13 protein-coding genes are annotated in these 15,566 nt (G+C 52.4%); 8 read left to right on the top strand and 5 right to left on the bottom strand.

What is annotated here, in order from left to right:
• Positions 1 to 4: 4 nt before the first annotated feature.
• Genes mhpC through A31E_RS20380 form a run of 3 tightly spaced genes read right to left on the bottom strand, consistent with a single transcriptional unit; the run spans position 5 to position 3,499 of the window.
• Positions 5 to 871, bottom strand: a complete 867-nt coding sequence (gene mhpC / locus A31E_RS20370) for a 2-hydroxy-6-oxonona-2,4-dienedioate hydrolase (protein ID WP_000121912.1) — start codon at positions 869 to 871, stop codon at positions 5 to 7.
• A gap of 17 nt (positions 872 to 888) precedes the next feature.
• Positions 889 to 1,833 carry a 2,3-dihydroxyphenylpropionate/2,3-dihydroxicinnamic acid 1,2-dioxygenase gene (gene mhpB, locus A31E_RS20375; RefSeq protein WP_016248402.1) on the bottom strand — a complete coding sequence of 315 codons (945 nt, stop codon included), beginning with the start codon at positions 1,831 to 1,833 and terminating at the stop codon, positions 889 to 891.
• Between the two features lies 1 nt (position 1,834).
• Positions 1,835 to 3,499, bottom strand: coding sequence for a bifunctional 3-(3-hydroxy-phenyl)propionate/3-hydroxycinnamic acid hydroxylase (locus A31E_RS20380; RefSeq protein ID WP_016248401.1), 1,665 nt, complete (start codon positions 3,497 to 3,499; stop codon positions 1,835 to 1,837).
• A gap of 190 nt (positions 3,500 to 3,689) precedes the next feature.
• Here A31E_RS20380 and A31E_RS20385 point away from each other — a divergent pair, with 190 nt between their 5' ends.
• The 7 genes from A31E_RS20385 to lacA all read left to right on the top strand — a co-directional run bounded on the left by A31E_RS20385 (position 3,690) and on the right by lacA (position 12,679).
• Positions 3,690 to 4,523 (top strand): DNA-binding transcriptional regulator, encoded by an 834-nt coding sequence (locus tag A31E_RS20385; protein ID WP_001515844.1) that lies wholly within the window; start codon positions 3,690 to 3,692, stop codon positions 4,521 to 4,523.
• 114 nt (positions 4,524 to 4,637) lie between these two features.
• Positions 4,638 to 5,414 carry an MBL fold metallo-hydrolase gene (locus A31E_RS20390; RefSeq protein WP_001515843.1) on the top strand — a complete coding sequence of 259 codons (777 nt, stop codon included), beginning with the start codon at positions 4,638 to 4,640 and terminating at the stop codon, positions 5,412 to 5,414.
• 19 nt (positions 5,415 to 5,433) lie between these two features.
• The gene (locus tag A31E_RS20395) at positions 5,434 to 6,387 is read left to right on the top strand and encodes an OI-19-encoded virulence regulator OvrA (protein ID WP_001247693.1); all 954 of its coding nucleotides are present in this window, start codon (positions 5,434 to 5,436) and stop codon (positions 6,385 to 6,387) included.
• A gap of 36 nt (positions 6,388 to 6,423) precedes the next feature.
• Positions 6,424 to 7,506: a LacI family DNA-binding transcriptional regulator gene (locus A31E_RS20400; protein ID WP_024191842.1), complete on the top strand. Its 1,083-nt coding sequence runs from the start codon at positions 6,424 to 6,426 to the stop codon at positions 7,504 to 7,506.
• A gap of 122 nt (positions 7,507 to 7,628) precedes the next feature.
• Positions 7,629 to 10,703: a beta-galactosidase gene (locus A31E_RS20405; protein WP_016248400.1), complete on the top strand. Its 3,075-nt coding sequence runs from the start codon at positions 7,629 to 7,631 to the stop codon at positions 10,701 to 10,703.
• A 51-nt stretch (positions 10,704 to 10,754) separates the two neighbouring features.
• Positions 10,755 to 12,008, top strand: coding sequence for a lactose permease (gene lacY, locus A31E_RS20410; protein WP_000499565.1), 1,254 nt, complete (start codon positions 10,755 to 10,757; stop codon positions 12,006 to 12,008).
• A gap of 65 nt (positions 12,009 to 12,073) precedes the next feature.
• On the top strand, positions 12,074 to 12,679 hold the full coding sequence (gene lacA / locus A31E_RS20415) for a galactoside O-acetyltransferase (RefSeq protein WP_016248399.1): 606 nt from the start codon (positions 12,074 to 12,076) through the stop codon (positions 12,677 to 12,679).
• 90 nt (positions 12,680 to 12,769) lie between these two features.
• Here lacA and codA read toward each other — a convergent pair whose 3' ends face one another.
• Positions 12,770 to 14,053: a cytosine/isoguanine deaminase gene (codA, locus tag A31E_RS20420; RefSeq protein ID WP_001515837.1), complete on the bottom strand. Its 1,284-nt coding sequence runs from the start codon at positions 14,051 to 14,053 to the stop codon at positions 12,770 to 12,772.
• The gene (gene codB, locus A31E_RS20425) at positions 14,043 to 15,302 is read right to left on the bottom strand and encodes a cytosine permease (RefSeq protein ID WP_016248398.1); all 1,260 of its coding nucleotides are present in this window, start codon (positions 15,300 to 15,302) and stop codon (positions 14,043 to 14,045) included. Before codB ends, codA begins: the two co-directional genes overlap by 11 nt.
• A gap of 100 nt (positions 15,303 to 15,402) precedes the next feature.
• On the opposite strand from codB, the gene A31E_RS26045 reads away from it, so the two are divergent.
• Positions 15,403 to 15,558, top strand: a complete 156-nt coding sequence (locus tag A31E_RS26045) for a hypothetical protein (RefSeq protein WP_181238234.1) — start codon at positions 15,403 to 15,405, stop codon at positions 15,556 to 15,558.
• The last annotated feature ends 8 nt before the right edge of the window (positions 15,559 to 15,566 follow it).

Below are 15,566 nucleotides of genomic sequence, written 5' to 3'. Positions count from 1 at the left end.
TTCCTTAAGGACGTGCGAGGAAATTCAGCACCAGTTGATTGAAAGCGTCGGCATGTTCCCACTGCGCCCAGTGACCACAGTCGCGGAAGATATGCAGTTCAGAACCGGCGATACCGGACAGCAAACGCAGCCCCGCATCCATCGGCACAAAACGGTCGTTACGCCCCCAGACAATCAGGGTTTGCGCTTTAATTTCCGCCAGACGCGGACCAAAATCCGGGAACTGTTTCGGATTGGCTTCCAGGCTCTTAACGAAGTTATCCAGGTGATCGCGGCGCGACAGCATATTATTCAGGCGTGCTTCAAACAGAGCGTCGGTCAAATCGCTGGTATCGAAAACGAAGATATCCATCATCAGCTTCAGGTTTTCGATAGTCGGCTGACGATAAAGCTGATTCAGTCGCTTAATGCCTTCAGTTGGCATTGGCGTAAACAAACTCATGCCACCTGTACCGCCGCCCATCAGCACCAGTTTGCCGACGCGCTCCGGCCAGTTAAGAGTAAACGCAACAGAACTGTGCCCACCCATCGAGTTGCCCAGTAGGTGGATTTTGCCGATATCCAGTTGATCCACGACGCTTTTCAGGATGCGCGCATTGAGATCCGATCGCGAACCACTGTTAACGATCGAATCACTCTTACCCCATCCAGGACAATCCAGCAGGATCACCCGATAGCCCGCCTCTACCAGCGGATCGATATTGCGGCTGAAGTTCGCCCAGCCAGTAGCCCCCGGGCCGGAACCGTGCAGCAGGACAACGGTTTCGTCGCCTTGTCCGCTGTCATTAAAATGGATGCGTAGCGTTTTACCCGCTTCTTCTACATTCAGAAAACGGCTGGTGGCGGCTTCGGTTTGTGGCTGATAACTCATCATCTTCTCCTGCATATTCAGTTCTGTGTTCTGGCGCTTAACGAGCCAAATCCGGCAATCCACTCCGGGATTGGGCGGTAATAACGCCCTTCGCTACGCCAGTTGCCAAACGCAGAAATAGCGGCAAAAGCAGCGACCCAGGTTTTGATTTCATGTGTCGACTTTCCGGCAATGGCGGAAAGCTCTTCGTTACTGACGGCATCCAGTTCCTGTATGCGTCCCTGCTCCAGCAAAGTCATGAACTGGTTATCCCAAATCGGGTTAAGCGGATGCAGAGTTCTCTGATCCTCAACAAACTTCTCAGCGGCGTTAATCACCCGTTGCTGGCGCATTTCGCGCTCATTGGCGGGCAAATCTTTCCCACTACCCAACAGACGATCGCGCATATGGGCATCGGCTTTTGCCAGTTCGGGCACCGGCGGCTGATGGGAAAGCCCACCGGAACCAAGAAACAGCACGCGTTTATTCAGACTACTGGTGAAACGACCAATCGCTTCACCCATCATTCGGGTTCGCTGAAAACCGGGCAGCGGCGTGGCGACGCCGTTGATGAATACAGGCAGGACCGGCACCTTATCCAGCCCACCGAGCAAGAACTCCAGCGGCTGGGCGAACCCATGATCCACCTGCATACAGTAAGAAACGGCAAGATCGATCCCGTTCTTCATTACGGCATGCGCACAAGCCTCCGCCAGCTCCACAGGCACGGGTAGCTCTCCCGCCGCACTGCCGAAATCACCAATTGCCGTCGCTCCGACGCCTAAACAGAACGGTGGCATCACGTCATAGAAAAAACCGTTGTAATGATCTGGCGCAAACAGCACCACCAGTTCAGGGGAGAAAGCCGCAATGCGCTCGCGGGCACTGGCAATCACGCCATTGACCTCATCGAGTACCTCTTGCGCCGGGTCGACATACCCCACCAGCGGCGAGTGGGAAAGACAATGAAGATAAGCGTGCATATCAGGCTACCTTTTCGACAGAAACGTCGGCATCAGGGCGGTTCAGTGTCATCACCGACGCCAGTTTATTCAGCGTATTACCCAGAGTTTGCGGAATGGCGATGGCGGCAACAAAGCGATCCGGGCGCATCACCACCAGCGAAGCATTATGTTGTGCGAACCAGCTACGCAGGCGACCTTGCATATCACCCAGGCGCAGCACTCCGTCGTGGTTATCCTGCGCGATATGAATTTGCACTTCTGGCACCACCTGAATGAAGCGTGTGCCCAGCGCGCGCCACTGCTGGATTTGCTCGTCGCTCATCCCCCACAGCGGATTGCATCCCCAGCCAATCACCGCGAAGTTCGCGCCGATCGCATTATCGAGCAGTGTTACGTCACCGTTTTCCAGCGTGACTTTCGGCTGAATAAACATCTTGCCGACCGGAGAGTGCTTCGCCTCGCCCTCACGTACCAGCGCACCGGCGTAGTATTGCGGCATCGGCTTGAAGCGCATTTCGAGGAAGTAGCGTTTTACTGGCGGCAAGTAATTCAGCAGCCAGGAAACGCCGTCACGCAAGCTGCCCTGCCAGCGTTTCGGCGGAGCCAGTACGTTGCCCGCCGTCACCGACAGGTCAATCATCGCTTTGGCGTGATCGCGACGTTCTTGTTGATAGGTATCGAGCAGCGCATCGCGAGCTTTCCCCTGGATAACCAACGCCAGTTTCCAGGCGAGGTTAAAGGCGTCGCGCATACCACTGTTATAGCCCTGCCCCTGCCATACCGGCATGATGTGCGCGGCATCGCCCGCCAGCAGTACGCGGTCAATACGAAAACGTTGCGCCAGCCGCGCGTTGTGGGTGTAAACACGCTGGCGAATCAATTCGACGTTGTCCGGATTAGGCAGCACTTTGCTTAACAGCTCGCGCATATTTTGCGGCTCGCAGAGCTGTTCTTCGGTTTCTCCCGGCATCACCATAAATTCAAAGCGACGTACCGCATGAGGCAGAGCCGCAGAAACATACGGGCGTACCGGATCGCAACACAAATAGATATGCGGCGTACTTAACGGATCGTTGGCGATATCCACCACAATCCACTGATTTGGTGCTGTTTTACCTTCAAACGGTACATTCAGGGTACGGCGGACAAAACTTGCTCCACCGTCACAGGCTACCAGCCACTGGGCTTTGACGGTTTCCCGCTGCCCTTCTGCCGTTTTCAGATGCAAGGTCACTTCGTCATCTTGTTGGCTGAAGGCCTCCAATTCGCGGGAAAACAGGCAGCGCACATTCGGAAAACGCGACAACCCTTCCAGCATCACTGCATCGACCTGCGGCTGAATAAAGGCGTTACGGCGCGGCCAGCCAAATTCATCGGTCATTGGCTGAATATCGGCAAAACAGCGACCTTTTGGGGTGAGGAAACGCATCGCGTGCCACGGCGTAGTATGCGGTAAAACATTATCAACGAGGCCGACCGACTGCATGGTGCGCAGCGCCTCGTCATCAATACCAATCGCACGGGGATAATCGATCAGTTTGTCGAGTTTCTCCACCACCAGCACGTCAATGCCCATCTGGCCGAGATAGTTCGCCATCATCAACCCGACCGGACCGGCACCAGCGATCGCCACCTGAACGCAATGGTTAACAGCAGGCTGGATGTCAGAGTGTTGTATTGCCATTTCAGTACCTCACGACTCGGACAAAATGCCGTTGCGCGCACAGTACAGCGCAACTCATTTTGTTAAAAACATGTAAATGATTTTTTATTGTGCGCTCAGTATAGGAAGGGGGTTTTCGGCTACAATCAAAACATGTCTGAGTGTGCACCAAGTGCACAACGTTGTTTTAACTATATAAATGTCAATTAATATGCAGAAAGATGAGCAGACGGAATACAAAACCGTGCGCGGCTTAACCCGCGGTCTAATGTTATTAAATATGTTAAATAAACTCGATGGCGGTGCCAGCGTCGGGCTGTTGGCGGAGCTCAGCGGCCTACATCGCACCACTGTGCGGCGACTGCTGGAAACGCTGCAGGAAGAGGGATATGTCCGCCGCAGTACCTCCGATGACAGTTTTCGTCTGACCATCAAAGTGCGGCAATTAAGCGAAGGATTTCGTGACGAACAATGGATTTCTGCACTGGCGGCCCCGCTACTGGGCGATCTGTTGCGCGAAGTGGTATGGCCGACAGATGTGTCCACGCTGGATGTTGACGCAATGGTAGTACGCGAAACCACCCACCGTTTCAGCCGGTTATCCTTTCACCGGGCGATGGTCGGGCGACGTTTACCGCTGCTGAAAACCGCCTCAGGACTGACCTGGCTGGCCTTTTGCCCGGAACAAGAACGCAAGGAGTTAATCGAAATGTTAGCCGCCCGCCCCGGTGATGACTATCAACTGGCACGAGAACCGTTAAAGCTGGAAGCCATTCTGGCACGCGCGCGCGAAGAGGGTTACGGACAGAACTACCGCTGCTGGGATCAGGAAGAGAAGATCGCCTCCATTGCCGTGCCCCTACGCAGTGAACAACGGGTGATTGGCTGTCTGAATCTGGTGTATATGGCGAGCGCAATGACCATCGAACAGGCAGCGGAAAAGCATCTTCCGGCGCTGCAACGGGTGGCAAAACAGATCGAAGAAGGTGTGGAATCGCAGGCTATTCTGGTGGCCGGACGGCGAAGCGGCGTGCATTTACGCTAGCGACGTCAATGTGTAATTTGGCCCATTCTCATCGTTATTCGCCCATTTGCCCACATGCACAGTACGGGCTGCACGCTACGCTAATGACATCAATACTGTGATGTGGAGCAAATCATGAAAATTACTCAAATTCGTAATGCCACCCAAATTATCCAATACGCTGGCAAAACATTTCTTATCGACCCGTTACTCGCGCCAAAAGGAAGTTATCCGGGTTTTGCCGGAACGGCACGCGCAGAAATCCGCAATCCAACGGTAGAATTACCGTGTGATTTAACAACGTTACTCAACGTTGACGCCCTAATCGTGACCCATTTGCATGAAGATCACTGGGACGAAACAGCCTCCCGCGTTGTCCCCAAAGATAAACTGATTTATGTGCAAAATGAGCAAGATGCTGAATCACTGCATAAACAAGGATTTACGCATCTTACCGTACTTACCGACGAGACTAAATTTGGCGATATAACTCTGCATAAAACGACAGGGCAGCACGGCTCCGATCGCACCTATGCCGACCCGGCTATGGCGAAGCGTTTAGGCGCAGCCTGCGGCGTTGTTTTCCGGCATCCGACAGAGAAAACGCTCTATCTGGCTGGCGATACCCTCTGGCGTGACGACGTCGAGGCTACAATGCTAACTTTCCAACCAGAAGTGGTTGTGTTGAATGCCGGATTTGCGCATGTTCTGGGGCATGGTGCGATAATTATGGGAGCAGAAGATATTCTCAAAACACATTTTACCCTGCCAGAAGCGCAAATTGTCGCGACACATATGGAGGCCGTAAACCACTGTTTGCTGACGCGTGATGCGCTCAAGGAATACGCCAGAGATAATCAAATTATCGAATTTGTGAACGTACCAGAAGATGGTGAAACGTTGACATTCTAATTCGGAGATAAAGAGTGTTATGCGCCCGCTGACTGTTGCCATTATCGCCGTTGCCGGTTTTAGTCCTTTTCACCTTTCCGTACCGTTTATCGTGTTTAGCGAAAAAATGGCGGAAAAAAAACGCTTTCACGTGATTATCTGCGCTGAAAAGCCGGGAAACGTGGACTCTGCCGATGGGTTTTCCGTAACCGCCACCCATGACTATACCGCAGTCATACAAGCGGATATTGTGATAATTCCTTACTGGGGAACAATTACACAAAAACCGCCACAAAAACTGCTGGAAGCCTTAACGACCGCACAGGATAACGGGGCACAGATTGTCGGGCTTTGTCTGGGCACGTTTGTGCTCGGCTATGCAGGTTTACTGAAAAATAAGCGTGCAGCCACGCACTGGGAGTTCGAACGTGAATTTCAGGCACGTTTTCCAGAAACACATCTGGATATTAACGCGTTGTATGTAGACGATGACGGCATTATTACCTCTGCCGGTACTGCCGCGGCGCTGGATTGCTGTTTGTATATTGTTCGGCAACATTTTGGCAGCGACTATGCTAACCACATTGCCCGACGGATGGTCGTACCGCCATATCGCACCGGCGGTCAGGCGCAGTTTATTGAGCAACCGGTGCCGAAAAATACCCATGATGAACGCATCAACCTCCTGCTGGATTACCTGCGGCAAAACATTGCGCAACAGCATGATCTCGACTCGCTGGCGCAGCGAGTAATGATGAGTCGCCGCACACTAACCCGCCATTTTATGAAAGCGACCGGTTCGAGTATCGCTGAATGGCTCATCACTGAACGCTTACGCCGTAGCCAGGAACTGTTGGGTTCCAGTCAGTTGCCCGTTGAGCGGATAGCGGCTGAGGTGGGCTTCCTCTCACCTGTGACGTGGCGTCAGCATTTTAAATCTCACTTCGGCGTCAGCCCCGCCGAATGGCGCAAAACCTTTCGTGGTATGGCATGATAGCGCCCGGAAGAGAGTCATTTCAGGGTGGTGAATGTGAAACCAGTAACGCTATACGATGTCGCTGAGTATGCCGGTGTGTCTTATCAGACCGTTTCCCGCGTGGTGAATCAGGCCAACCACGTTTCTGCGAAAACACGGGAAAAAGTGGAAGCGGCAATGGCAGCGCTGAATTACATTCCCAACCGCGTGGCACAGCAACTGGCAGGCAAACAGTCGTTGCTGATTGGCGTTGCCACGTCCAGTCTGGCTCTGCACGCACCGTCACAAATTGTCGCGGCAATAAAATCCCGCGCCGATCAACTGGGAGCTAGCGTCGTAGTCTCGATGGTGGAACGAAGCGGCGTCGAAGCCTGTAAAGCGGCGGTACACAATCTTCTCGCGCAACGCGTCAGCGGTCTTGTCATCAACTACCCGCTGGATGAGCAAGATGCCATTGCTGTGGAAGCCGCCTGTGGTAACGTGCCCGTTTTGTTTCTTGACGCCTCTGACAAGTCACCCGTCAACAGTATTATTTTTTCCTATGACGACGGTACGCGGCTGGGCGTGGAGCATCTGGTCGAGTTGGGTCACCAGCAAATCGCGCTGTTAGCCGGTCCATTAAGTTCTGTCTCGGCGCGTCTGCGCCTGGCTGGCTGGCATAAATATCTCGGCCACAATCAACTTAAGCCAATAGCAGAGCTTGAAGGTGACTGGAGCGCAATATCGGGTTTTCAGCAAACCATGCAGATGCTGAATGAGGGCATCATCCCCACCGCAATGCTGGTTGCTAACGATCAGATGGCGCTGGGCGCAATGCGCGCCATTACCGAGTCCGGGCTGCGCGTCGGTGCGGATATCTCGGTTGTGGGATACGACGATACCGAAGATAGCTCGTGTTATATCCCACCGCTCACCACCATCAAACAGGATTTTCGCCTGCTGGGACAAACCAGCGTGGATCGCTTGCTGCAATTCTCCCAGGGCCAGGCGGTGAAGGGAAATCAGCTATTACCCGTGTCACTGGTTAAACGAAAAACCACGCAACCTCCGAACGCGCAAGCAGCCTCTCCCCGCGAATTGGCCGATTCTTTAATGCAACTGGCGCGACAAATTTCCCGACTAGAAACCGGACAGTGAGCGCAACTCAATTAATGTGAGTCAGCTCACTCATTAGGCACCCCAGGCTTTACACTCTGTGCATCTGGCTCGTATGTTGTGTGAAATTGTGAGCGGATAACAATTTCACACAGGATACAGCTATGACCATGACTACGGATTCACTGGCCGTCGTATTACAGCGTCGTGATTGGGAAAACCCAGGCGTTACCCAACTCAATCGCCTTGCAGCACATCCCCCTTTTTCCAGTTGGCGCAATAGCAAAGAAGCCCGTGATAATCACCCTTCCCGTCAATTGCGCAGTCTGAATGGTGAATGGTTATTTACCTGGTTTCCGGCACCGGAAGCGGTGCCGGAAAGCTGGCTCGAACGCGATCTCCCAAAAGCCGATAATATTCCGGTGCCGTCAAACTGGCAGATGCTCGGTTACGATGCCCCCATTTATACCAACGTGACCTACCCCATTACGGTGAATCCGCCGTTTGTTCCCGCAGAAAACCCAACGGGTTGTTACTCGCTCACATTTAATGTTGATGAAAGCTGGCTCCAGGATGGCCAGACGCGGATTATCTTTGATGGTGTTAACTCGGCGTTTCACCTGTGGTGTAACGGACGCTGGGTTGGCTACGGCCAGGATAGCCGCCTGCCGTCTGAATTTGACCTGAGCGCCTTTTTGCACGCCGGAGAAAACCGCCTCGCGGTGATGGTGCTGCGCTGGAGTGACGGCAGTTATCTTGAAGATCAGGATATGTGGCGAATGAGCGGCATTTTCCGCGACGTCTCGTTGCTGCACAAACCGACCACGCAAATCAGCGATTTCCATGTTGCTACCCATTTTAATGACGATTTCAGCCGCGCCGTGCTGGAGGCTGAAGTGCGCATGGGTGGCGAGTTGCGCGACTTTCTGCGGGTAACGGTTTCTTTGTGGCAAGGTGAAACCCTGGTCGCCAGTAGCACCGCACCTTTCGGCAGCGAAATTATCGATGAGCGCGGCAGTTATACCGATCGCGTCACGCTACGTCTGAGCGTCGAAAATCCGGCGCTGTGGAGCGCAGAACTCCCGAACCTTTACCGTGCAGTTGTTGAACTGCACACCGCCGACGGTACGCTGATTGAAGCGGAAGCCTGTGATGTTGGCTTCCGTCAGGTACACATTGAAAATGGTCTGCTGTTACTGAATGGCAAACCGTTGCTGATTCGCGGCGTTAACCGCCACGAGCATCACCCTCTGCGCGGTCAGGTCATGGATGAGCAGACGATGGTGCAGGATATCCTGCTAATGAAGCAGAACAACTTTAACGCCGTGCGCTGTTCGCATTATCCGAACCATCCGCTGTGGTACACGCTGTGCGACCGCTACGGCTTGTATGTGGTGGATGAAGCTAATATCGAAACCCACGGCATGGTGCCGATGAATCGCCTGACGGATGATCCGCGCTGGTTACCGGCGATGAGCGAGCGCGTAACGCGGATGGTACAGCGCGATCGCAATCACCCGTGCGTGATTATCTGGTCGCTGGGTAATGAATCCGGTCACGGCGCTAATCACGACGCGCTCTATCGCTGGATAAAATCCGTCGATCCCTCCCGTCCGGTGCAGTATGAAGGTGGCGGAGCAGACACTACGGCTACCGATATTATTTGCCCGATGTATGCCCGTGTGGATGAAGATCAGCCCTTCCCGGCAGCACCGAAATGGTCAATCAAAAAATGGCTTTCACTGCCTGGTGAGTTGCGCCCGCTGATCCTTTGCGAATACGCCCACGCGATGGGTAACAGCCTCGGCGGCTTTGCCAAATACTGGCAGGCATTTCGTCAGTATCCGCGTTTACAAGGCGGCTTCGTCTGGGACTGGGTCGATCAGTCACTGATTAAATATGATGAAAACGGCAACCCGTGGTCGGCTTATGGCGGTGATTTTGGCGATACACCGAACGATCGCCAGTTTTGCATGAACGGTCTGGTCTTTGCCGACCGCACGCCGCATCCGGCGCTGACGGAAGCAAAACACCAACAGCAGTTTTTCCAGTTCCGCTTATCCGGGCGAACAATCGAAGTCACCAGCGAATACCTGTTCCGTCATAGCGATAACGAAATCCTGCACTGGTCGCTGGCGCTGGATGGCAAGCCGCTAACGAGTGGTGAAGTGCCTCTGGCTGTCGCGCCACAAGGAAAACAGTTGATTGAATTGCCTGAACTGCCCCAGCCGGAGAGTGTCGGGCAACTTTGGCTCACGGTACAGGTGGTGCAACCAAACGCGACCGCGTGGTCAGAAGCCGGACACATCAGCGCCTGGCAGCAATGGCGACTGGCAGAAAACCTCCGCGTAACGCTCTCGGCTGCGCCCCACTCCGCCCCGCAACTGACCACCAGCGAAACGGATTTTTGCATCGGGCTGGGTAATAAACGTTGGCAATTCAACCGCCAGTCAGGTCTTCTTTCACAAATGTGGATTGGCGATGAAAAACAACTGCTGACCCCGCTGCGCGATCAGTTCACCCGAGCGCCGCTGGATAATGACATTGGCGTAAGCGAAGCGACTCGTATTGACCCGAACGCCTGGGTAGAGCGCTGGAAAGCAGCAGGCCATTACCAGGCAGAAGCAGTGCTGTTGCAGTGTACGGCAGATCGGATTACCGACGCGGTACTGATTACGACTGCCCACGCGTGGCAGTATCAGGGGAAAACCTTATTTACCAGCCGGAAAACCTACCGTATTGATGGACACGGTGAGATGGCCATCAGCGTGGATGTTGAAGTAGCAGGTGATACGCCGCATCCGGCGCGGGTGGGCCTGACCTGCCAACTGGCACAAGTCGCAGAGCGGGTTAACTGGCTCGGATTAGGGCCGCAAGAAAACTATCCCGACCGCCTTACTGCGGCCTGTTTTGACCGCTGGGATATGCCGTTGTCAGAGATGTATACCCCATACGTCTTCCCGAGCGAAAACGGTCTACGCTGCGGAACACGCGAATTGAATTATGGCCCACACCAGTGGCGCGGCGACTTCCAGTTCAATATCAGCCGTTACAGCCAACAACAACTGATGGACACCAGCCATCGCCATCTGCTGCACGCGGAGGAAGGGAGCTGGCTGAATATCGACGGTTTCCATATGGGGATTGGCGGCGACGACTCCTGGAGTCCGTCAGTTTCGACGGAATTCCAGTTGAGCGCCGGTCACTACCATTACCAGTTGATCTGGTGTCAAAAATAATAATAACCGGGCAGGCAATGTCTGCCCGTATTTAGCGTAAGGAAATCCATTATGTTCTATCTAAAAAACACAAACTTTTGGATGTTCGGCTTATTCTTTTTCTTTTACTTTTTTATCATGGGGGCCTATTTCCCGTTTTTCCCGATTTGGCTACATGACATCAACCATATCAGCAAAAGTGATACCGGCATTATTTTTGCTGCTATTTCTCTGTTCTCCCTGTTATTTCAACCGTTGTTTGGTCTGCTTTCTGACAAACTCGGGCTGCGCAAATATCTGCTATGGATTATTACCGTCATGTTAATGATGTTTGCGCCGTTCTTTATTTTTATCTTTGGCCCACTGTTACAATATAATATTATATTAGGTTCGATTGTTGGCGGCATTTATCTTGGCTTCTGTTTTAACGCGGGTGCACCGGCAGTAGAAGCATTTATCGAGAAGGTCAGCCGTCGCAGTAATTTCGAATTTGGTCGCGCGCGGATGTTTGGTTGCGTTGGCTGGGCGCTGTGTGCCTCAATTGTCGGCATCATGTTCACCATCAATAACCACTTTGTCTTCTGGCTGGGTTCCGGCTGTGCGCTCATCCTCGCCGTTCTGCTTTTTTTCGCCAAAACAGATGCACCTTCTTCCGCCACGGTTGCCAATGCCGTAGGTGCAAATCATTCCGCATTTAGTCTTAAACTGGCGCTGGAGTTGTTCAAACAACCGAAACTGTGGTTTTTATCGCTGTATGTTATTGGTGTTTCCTGCACCTACGATGTTTTTGACCAACAGTTTGCTAATTTCTTTACTTCGTTTTTCACCACTGGTGAACAGGGTACGCGAGTATTTGGCTATGTCACAACAATGGGTGAATTACTTAACGCTTCGATTATGTTCTTTGCACCACTGATTATTAATCGCATCGGTGGGAAAAATGCCCTGCTGCTGGCTGGCACCATTATGTCTGTGCGTATTATTGGCTCATCGTTCGCCACCTCGGCGCTGGAAGTGGTTATTCTAAAAACACTGCATATGTTTGAAGTACCGTTCCTGCTGGTGGGCTGCTTTAAATATATTACCAGCCAGTTTGAAGTGCGTTTTTCGGCAACAATTTATCTGGTCTGTTTCTGCTTCTTTAAACAACTGGCGATGATTTTCATGTCTGTTCTGGCGGGCAATATGTATGAAAGCATCGGTTTCCAGGGCGCTTATCTGGTGCTGGGTCTGGTGGCGCTGGGCTTTACCTTAATTTCCGTATTCACGCTTAGCGGCCCAGGCCCGCTTTCCTTGCTGCGTCGGCAGGTGAACGAAGTCGCTTAAGCAATCAATGTCGGATGCGGCGCGAGCGCCTTATCCGACCAACATACCAGAGCGGAATAATCGTAATGAACATGCCAATGACCGAAAGAGTAAAAGCAGGAAAGTTATTTACCGATATGTGCGAAGGTTTACCTGAAAAAAGACTTCGTGGGAAAACGTTGATGTATGAGTTTAATCACTCACATCCATCGGAAGTTGAAAAAAGGGAAAGCCTGATTAAAGAAATGTTTGCCACGGTAGGAGAAAATGCCTGGATAGAACCACCTGTTTATTTCTCTTATGGTTCCAACATCCATATAGGCCGCAATTTTTACGCAAATTTCAATTTAACCATCGTCGATGACCACACAGTCACTATCGGTGATAACGTACTGATTGCCCCCAACGTTACCCTTTCCGTTACCGGGCACCCTGTACACCATGAATTGAGAAAAAACGGAGAGATGTACTCTTTTCCGATAACGATTGGCAATAATGTCTGGATTGGGAGTCATGTGGTCATTAATCCAGGCGTCACCGTCGGAGAAAACTCTGTTATTGGCGCGGGCAGTGTCGTAACAAAAGACATTCCACCAAATGTTGTTGCTGCAGGCGTTCCCTGTCGGGTTATTCGCGAAATAAACGAGCGTGATAAACAGTATTATTACAAAGATTATAAAGTTGAATCTTAAGGTTAAATAAGCACAGGAACAAAAGAAGGTAGCAGAGTAATGAATCATGGTAGCCACTGACACAAGTCAGTGGCTGTTCACCCCAAACGATTACCGTTTGTAGTCAATGGCTTCCGGCTGATCCAGATATACAGTGGTTTGTGCCGGTTGTGTACTGGCAATCACCTTACCGCCACGTACCGAATAACGTACCGGAACCTGACGACGCAGCGCGTCAAACCCATTTTCTGCAGGCAGGATAATCAGGTTGGCGCTGTTTCCAGCGGAAACACCATAATCCTGTAAATTGAGCGTTCTGGCACTATGATGGGTGATTAAATTCAGACCATCGTTAATCTGCCCGTAGCCCATCAACTGGCAAACATGCAGCCCCATATGCAGCACTTGCAGCATATTCGCCGTTCCCAGCGGATACCACGGATCGAAGACATCATCGTGACCAAAGCAGACGTTAATGCCGGACTCCAGCATCTCTTTGACGCGCGTAATGCCACGACGTTTTGGATAAGTATCAAAACGTCCTTGCAGATGAATATTGACCAGCGGATTGGCAACAAAGTTAATGCCGGACATTTTCAGCAAGCGGAACAAGCGCGAAGTATACGCCCCGTTATAAGAGTGCATTGCGGTGGTGTGGCTGGCGGTGACGCGCGCGCCCATTCCTTCACGGTGCGCCAGCGCGGCAACAGTTTCGACAAAACGCGACTGCTCATCGTCTATCTCATCGCAGTGAACATCGATCAGGCGGTCGTATTTTTGCGCCAGCGCGAAGGTTTTATGCAACGACTCCACGCCGTATTCGCGGGTAAATTCAAAATGCGGAATCGCCCCCACTACGTCAGCTCCCAGGCGTAGCGCCTCTTCCAGCAACTCTTCACCGTTGGGATACGACAAAATCCCTTCCTGCGGGAAGGCGACGATTTGCAGGTCAATCCACGGCGCGACTTCCTGCTTCACTTCCAGCATCGCTTTCAGTGCAGTCAGGGTTGCGTCGGAGACATCTACATGGGTACGCACATGTTGAATGCCGTTGGCAATCTGCCATTTCAGCGTTTGCCAGGCGCGTTGCTTAACGTCGTCATGGGTTAATAACGCTTTGCGCTCGGCCCAGCGTTCAATGCCTTCAAACAGCGTGCCGGACTGATTCCAGTTCGGTTGCCCGGCAGTTTGCGTGGTGTCCAGGTGAATATGCGGTTCCACAAACGGCGGTAAAACTAAACCTTTCTCAGCATCCAGACTGTTTTCAGTCACGGGCATGACGCCGGATTGCGCATCAATGGCGCTGATTTTTCCGTCCTGCAGATGAATCTGCCACAGCCCCTCTTTGCCGGGTAACCGGGCGTTAATAATTGTCTGTAAAGCGTTATTCGACACTGTTAGCCTCCACATGCGTCATTGCTGCTGTCGTTCTGCGATTTAAAATCGGGTTAAGGATCAGATAGCTCAGCGCGCCACCTAATACAGCGTTGACCGGAACAATCCCCGGTAACCAGTGGCCTGCGGCAATCCCCAGCGCGACAGCCAGAATCGCCACCCAATTGACACTCATCATACGCGTGGTCGCAAAGTGCTCATAGCGGCGACGGTTCATCAGATAGTCCGCGATGATTACGCCGCCAACGGGAGGGATAGCTGCCGAAAGAAAGGTCAGCCAGCCGACAAAATTGTTGTACAGCCATAATGCGCAAACCGTACCGATAATACCGTTGATGACCGAAAGGGTTTTGCTCGACATACCGGTAATGTTGGCGAAACCTAAACCCGACGCATAGAGCGCGTTATCGTTGGTGGTCCAGATATTCAACCCCAGCACCACAATCGCAGGCAGCAGCAGGCCCTGAGCAATCATCACATCAGAGATATCTGCCATGCCCAATGCCGCAGCACCTGCCGCACCGAAAATAAACATCAACGAGTTGCCGAGGAAAAAGGCCACCATCGCCACCAGCACCGCCAGTTTGGCATTGCGACCAAAACGGACAAAGTCGGCAGTGAGCGTACCTGCACTGATAAATGAACCGACAACCAGCGCCAGCGCGACATTGAAATCTAGCGGTTGTGCGGGAACGACCGCTTTTAATGCCTCCAGACCGCCCATGCCGTTAACGGCCAGCCACACGGAATAACCGCCAAGACAGGCGATCGCCGGAACCGCAATTACAGAAAGAACTGTCAGCGCCGAAATGCCAAAGAACACGGTGGCGGTCATCAGTAAACCAGAGACAGCGATGAGCAGATTAATATCCAATCCCGTCGCCTTGCCTACCGGAATGGCAAACATCGCCACGCCAACACCAAACCAGCCAACCTGGGTGCCGCCCAGCAGCAGTGAAGGTAACCATGAACCTTTAACACCAAAAGAGAAGCGAGCAAGAAGATGGGTCGTCAGGCCGGTTTTTGCGCCAATGTAGCCAAGAAATGAAGTGTAAATACCGAGGAGAAGATTACCGATGAGGACTGCGAGGAAGAAATCATGATAGCTAAGACCGGTTCCGAGAGTGCCGCCGGTCCACATACTGGCGGAAAAGAAGGTTAATCCCAGCATGACGAACGTCAATGCCAATACCCCTTTCCGCGCCGACTGCGGGACTGGCCCCTGGCTAAAGTTGTTATCTTGCGACACGAAATTCCTCCGTTTGCTGTTTGAAACCCAAAAAATCCGCCGCATTCTATTCATCTGAAAATAAAAAGCAATCGTTTCCGTGGAGGAATACATTTTTTATATGAATGAGTGCGAAAAAGTGGATAAAAAATTATCTCTGGAAAAACAGTGGGTAGACTTGATAAGACGCGCCTGCGTCGCATCAGGTATCAAAGCACGGTTGTCGGATGCGGCGCGAGCGCCTTATCCGACCTACGGTTCAGACCTGCAGGCCTGATAAGACGC

This window comes from Escherichia sp. KTE159 (assembly GCF_000408805.1).
Classification (GTDB): domain Bacteria; phylum Pseudomonadota; class Gammaproteobacteria; order Enterobacterales; family Enterobacteriaceae; genus Escherichia; species Escherichia marmotae.
Note: the sequence above shows the minus strand (reverse complement) of the source record. Positions and strands in the feature narration are given on the sequence as shown.

What these genes read in the sequence shown, in the direction of transcription:
- mhpC (WP_000121912.1), bottom strand. Translation starts at nt 871, where the DNA reads ATGAGTTATCAGCCACAAACCGAAGCCGCCACCAGCCGTTTTCTGAAT.
- mhpB (WP_016248402.1), bottom strand. Translation starts at nt 1,833, where the DNA reads ATGCACGCTTATCTTCATTGTCTTTCCCACTCGCCGCTGGTGGGGTAT.
- A31E_RS20380 (WP_016248401.1), bottom strand. Translation starts at nt 3,499, where the DNA reads ATGGCAATACAACACTCTGACATCCAGCCTGCTGTTAACCATTGCGTT.
- A31E_RS20385 (WP_001515844.1), top strand. Translation starts at nt 3,690, where the DNA reads ATGCAGAAAGATGAGCAGACGGAATACAAAACCGTGCGCGGCTTAACC.
- A31E_RS20390 (WP_001515843.1), top strand. Translation starts at nt 4,638, where the DNA reads ATGAAAATTACTCAAATTCGTAATGCCACCCAAATTATCCAATACGCT.
- A31E_RS20395 (WP_001247693.1), top strand. Translation starts at nt 5,434, where the DNA reads ATGCGCCCGCTGACTGTTGCCATTATCGCCGTTGCCGGTTTTAGTCCT.
- A31E_RS20405 (WP_016248400.1), top strand. Translation starts at nt 7,629, where the DNA reads ATGACCATGACTACGGATTCACTGGCCGTCGTATTACAGCGTCGTGAT.
- lacY (WP_000499565.1), top strand. Translation starts at nt 10,755, where the DNA reads ATGTTCTATCTAAAAAACACAAACTTTTGGATGTTCGGCTTATTCTTT.
- lacA (WP_016248399.1), top strand. Translation starts at nt 12,074, where the DNA reads ATGAACATGCCAATGACCGAAAGAGTAAAAGCAGGAAAGTTATTTACC.
- A31E_RS26045 (WP_181238234.1), top strand. Translation starts at nt 15,403, where the DNA reads ATGAATGAGTGCGAAAAAGTGGATAAAAAATTATCTCTGGAAAAACAG.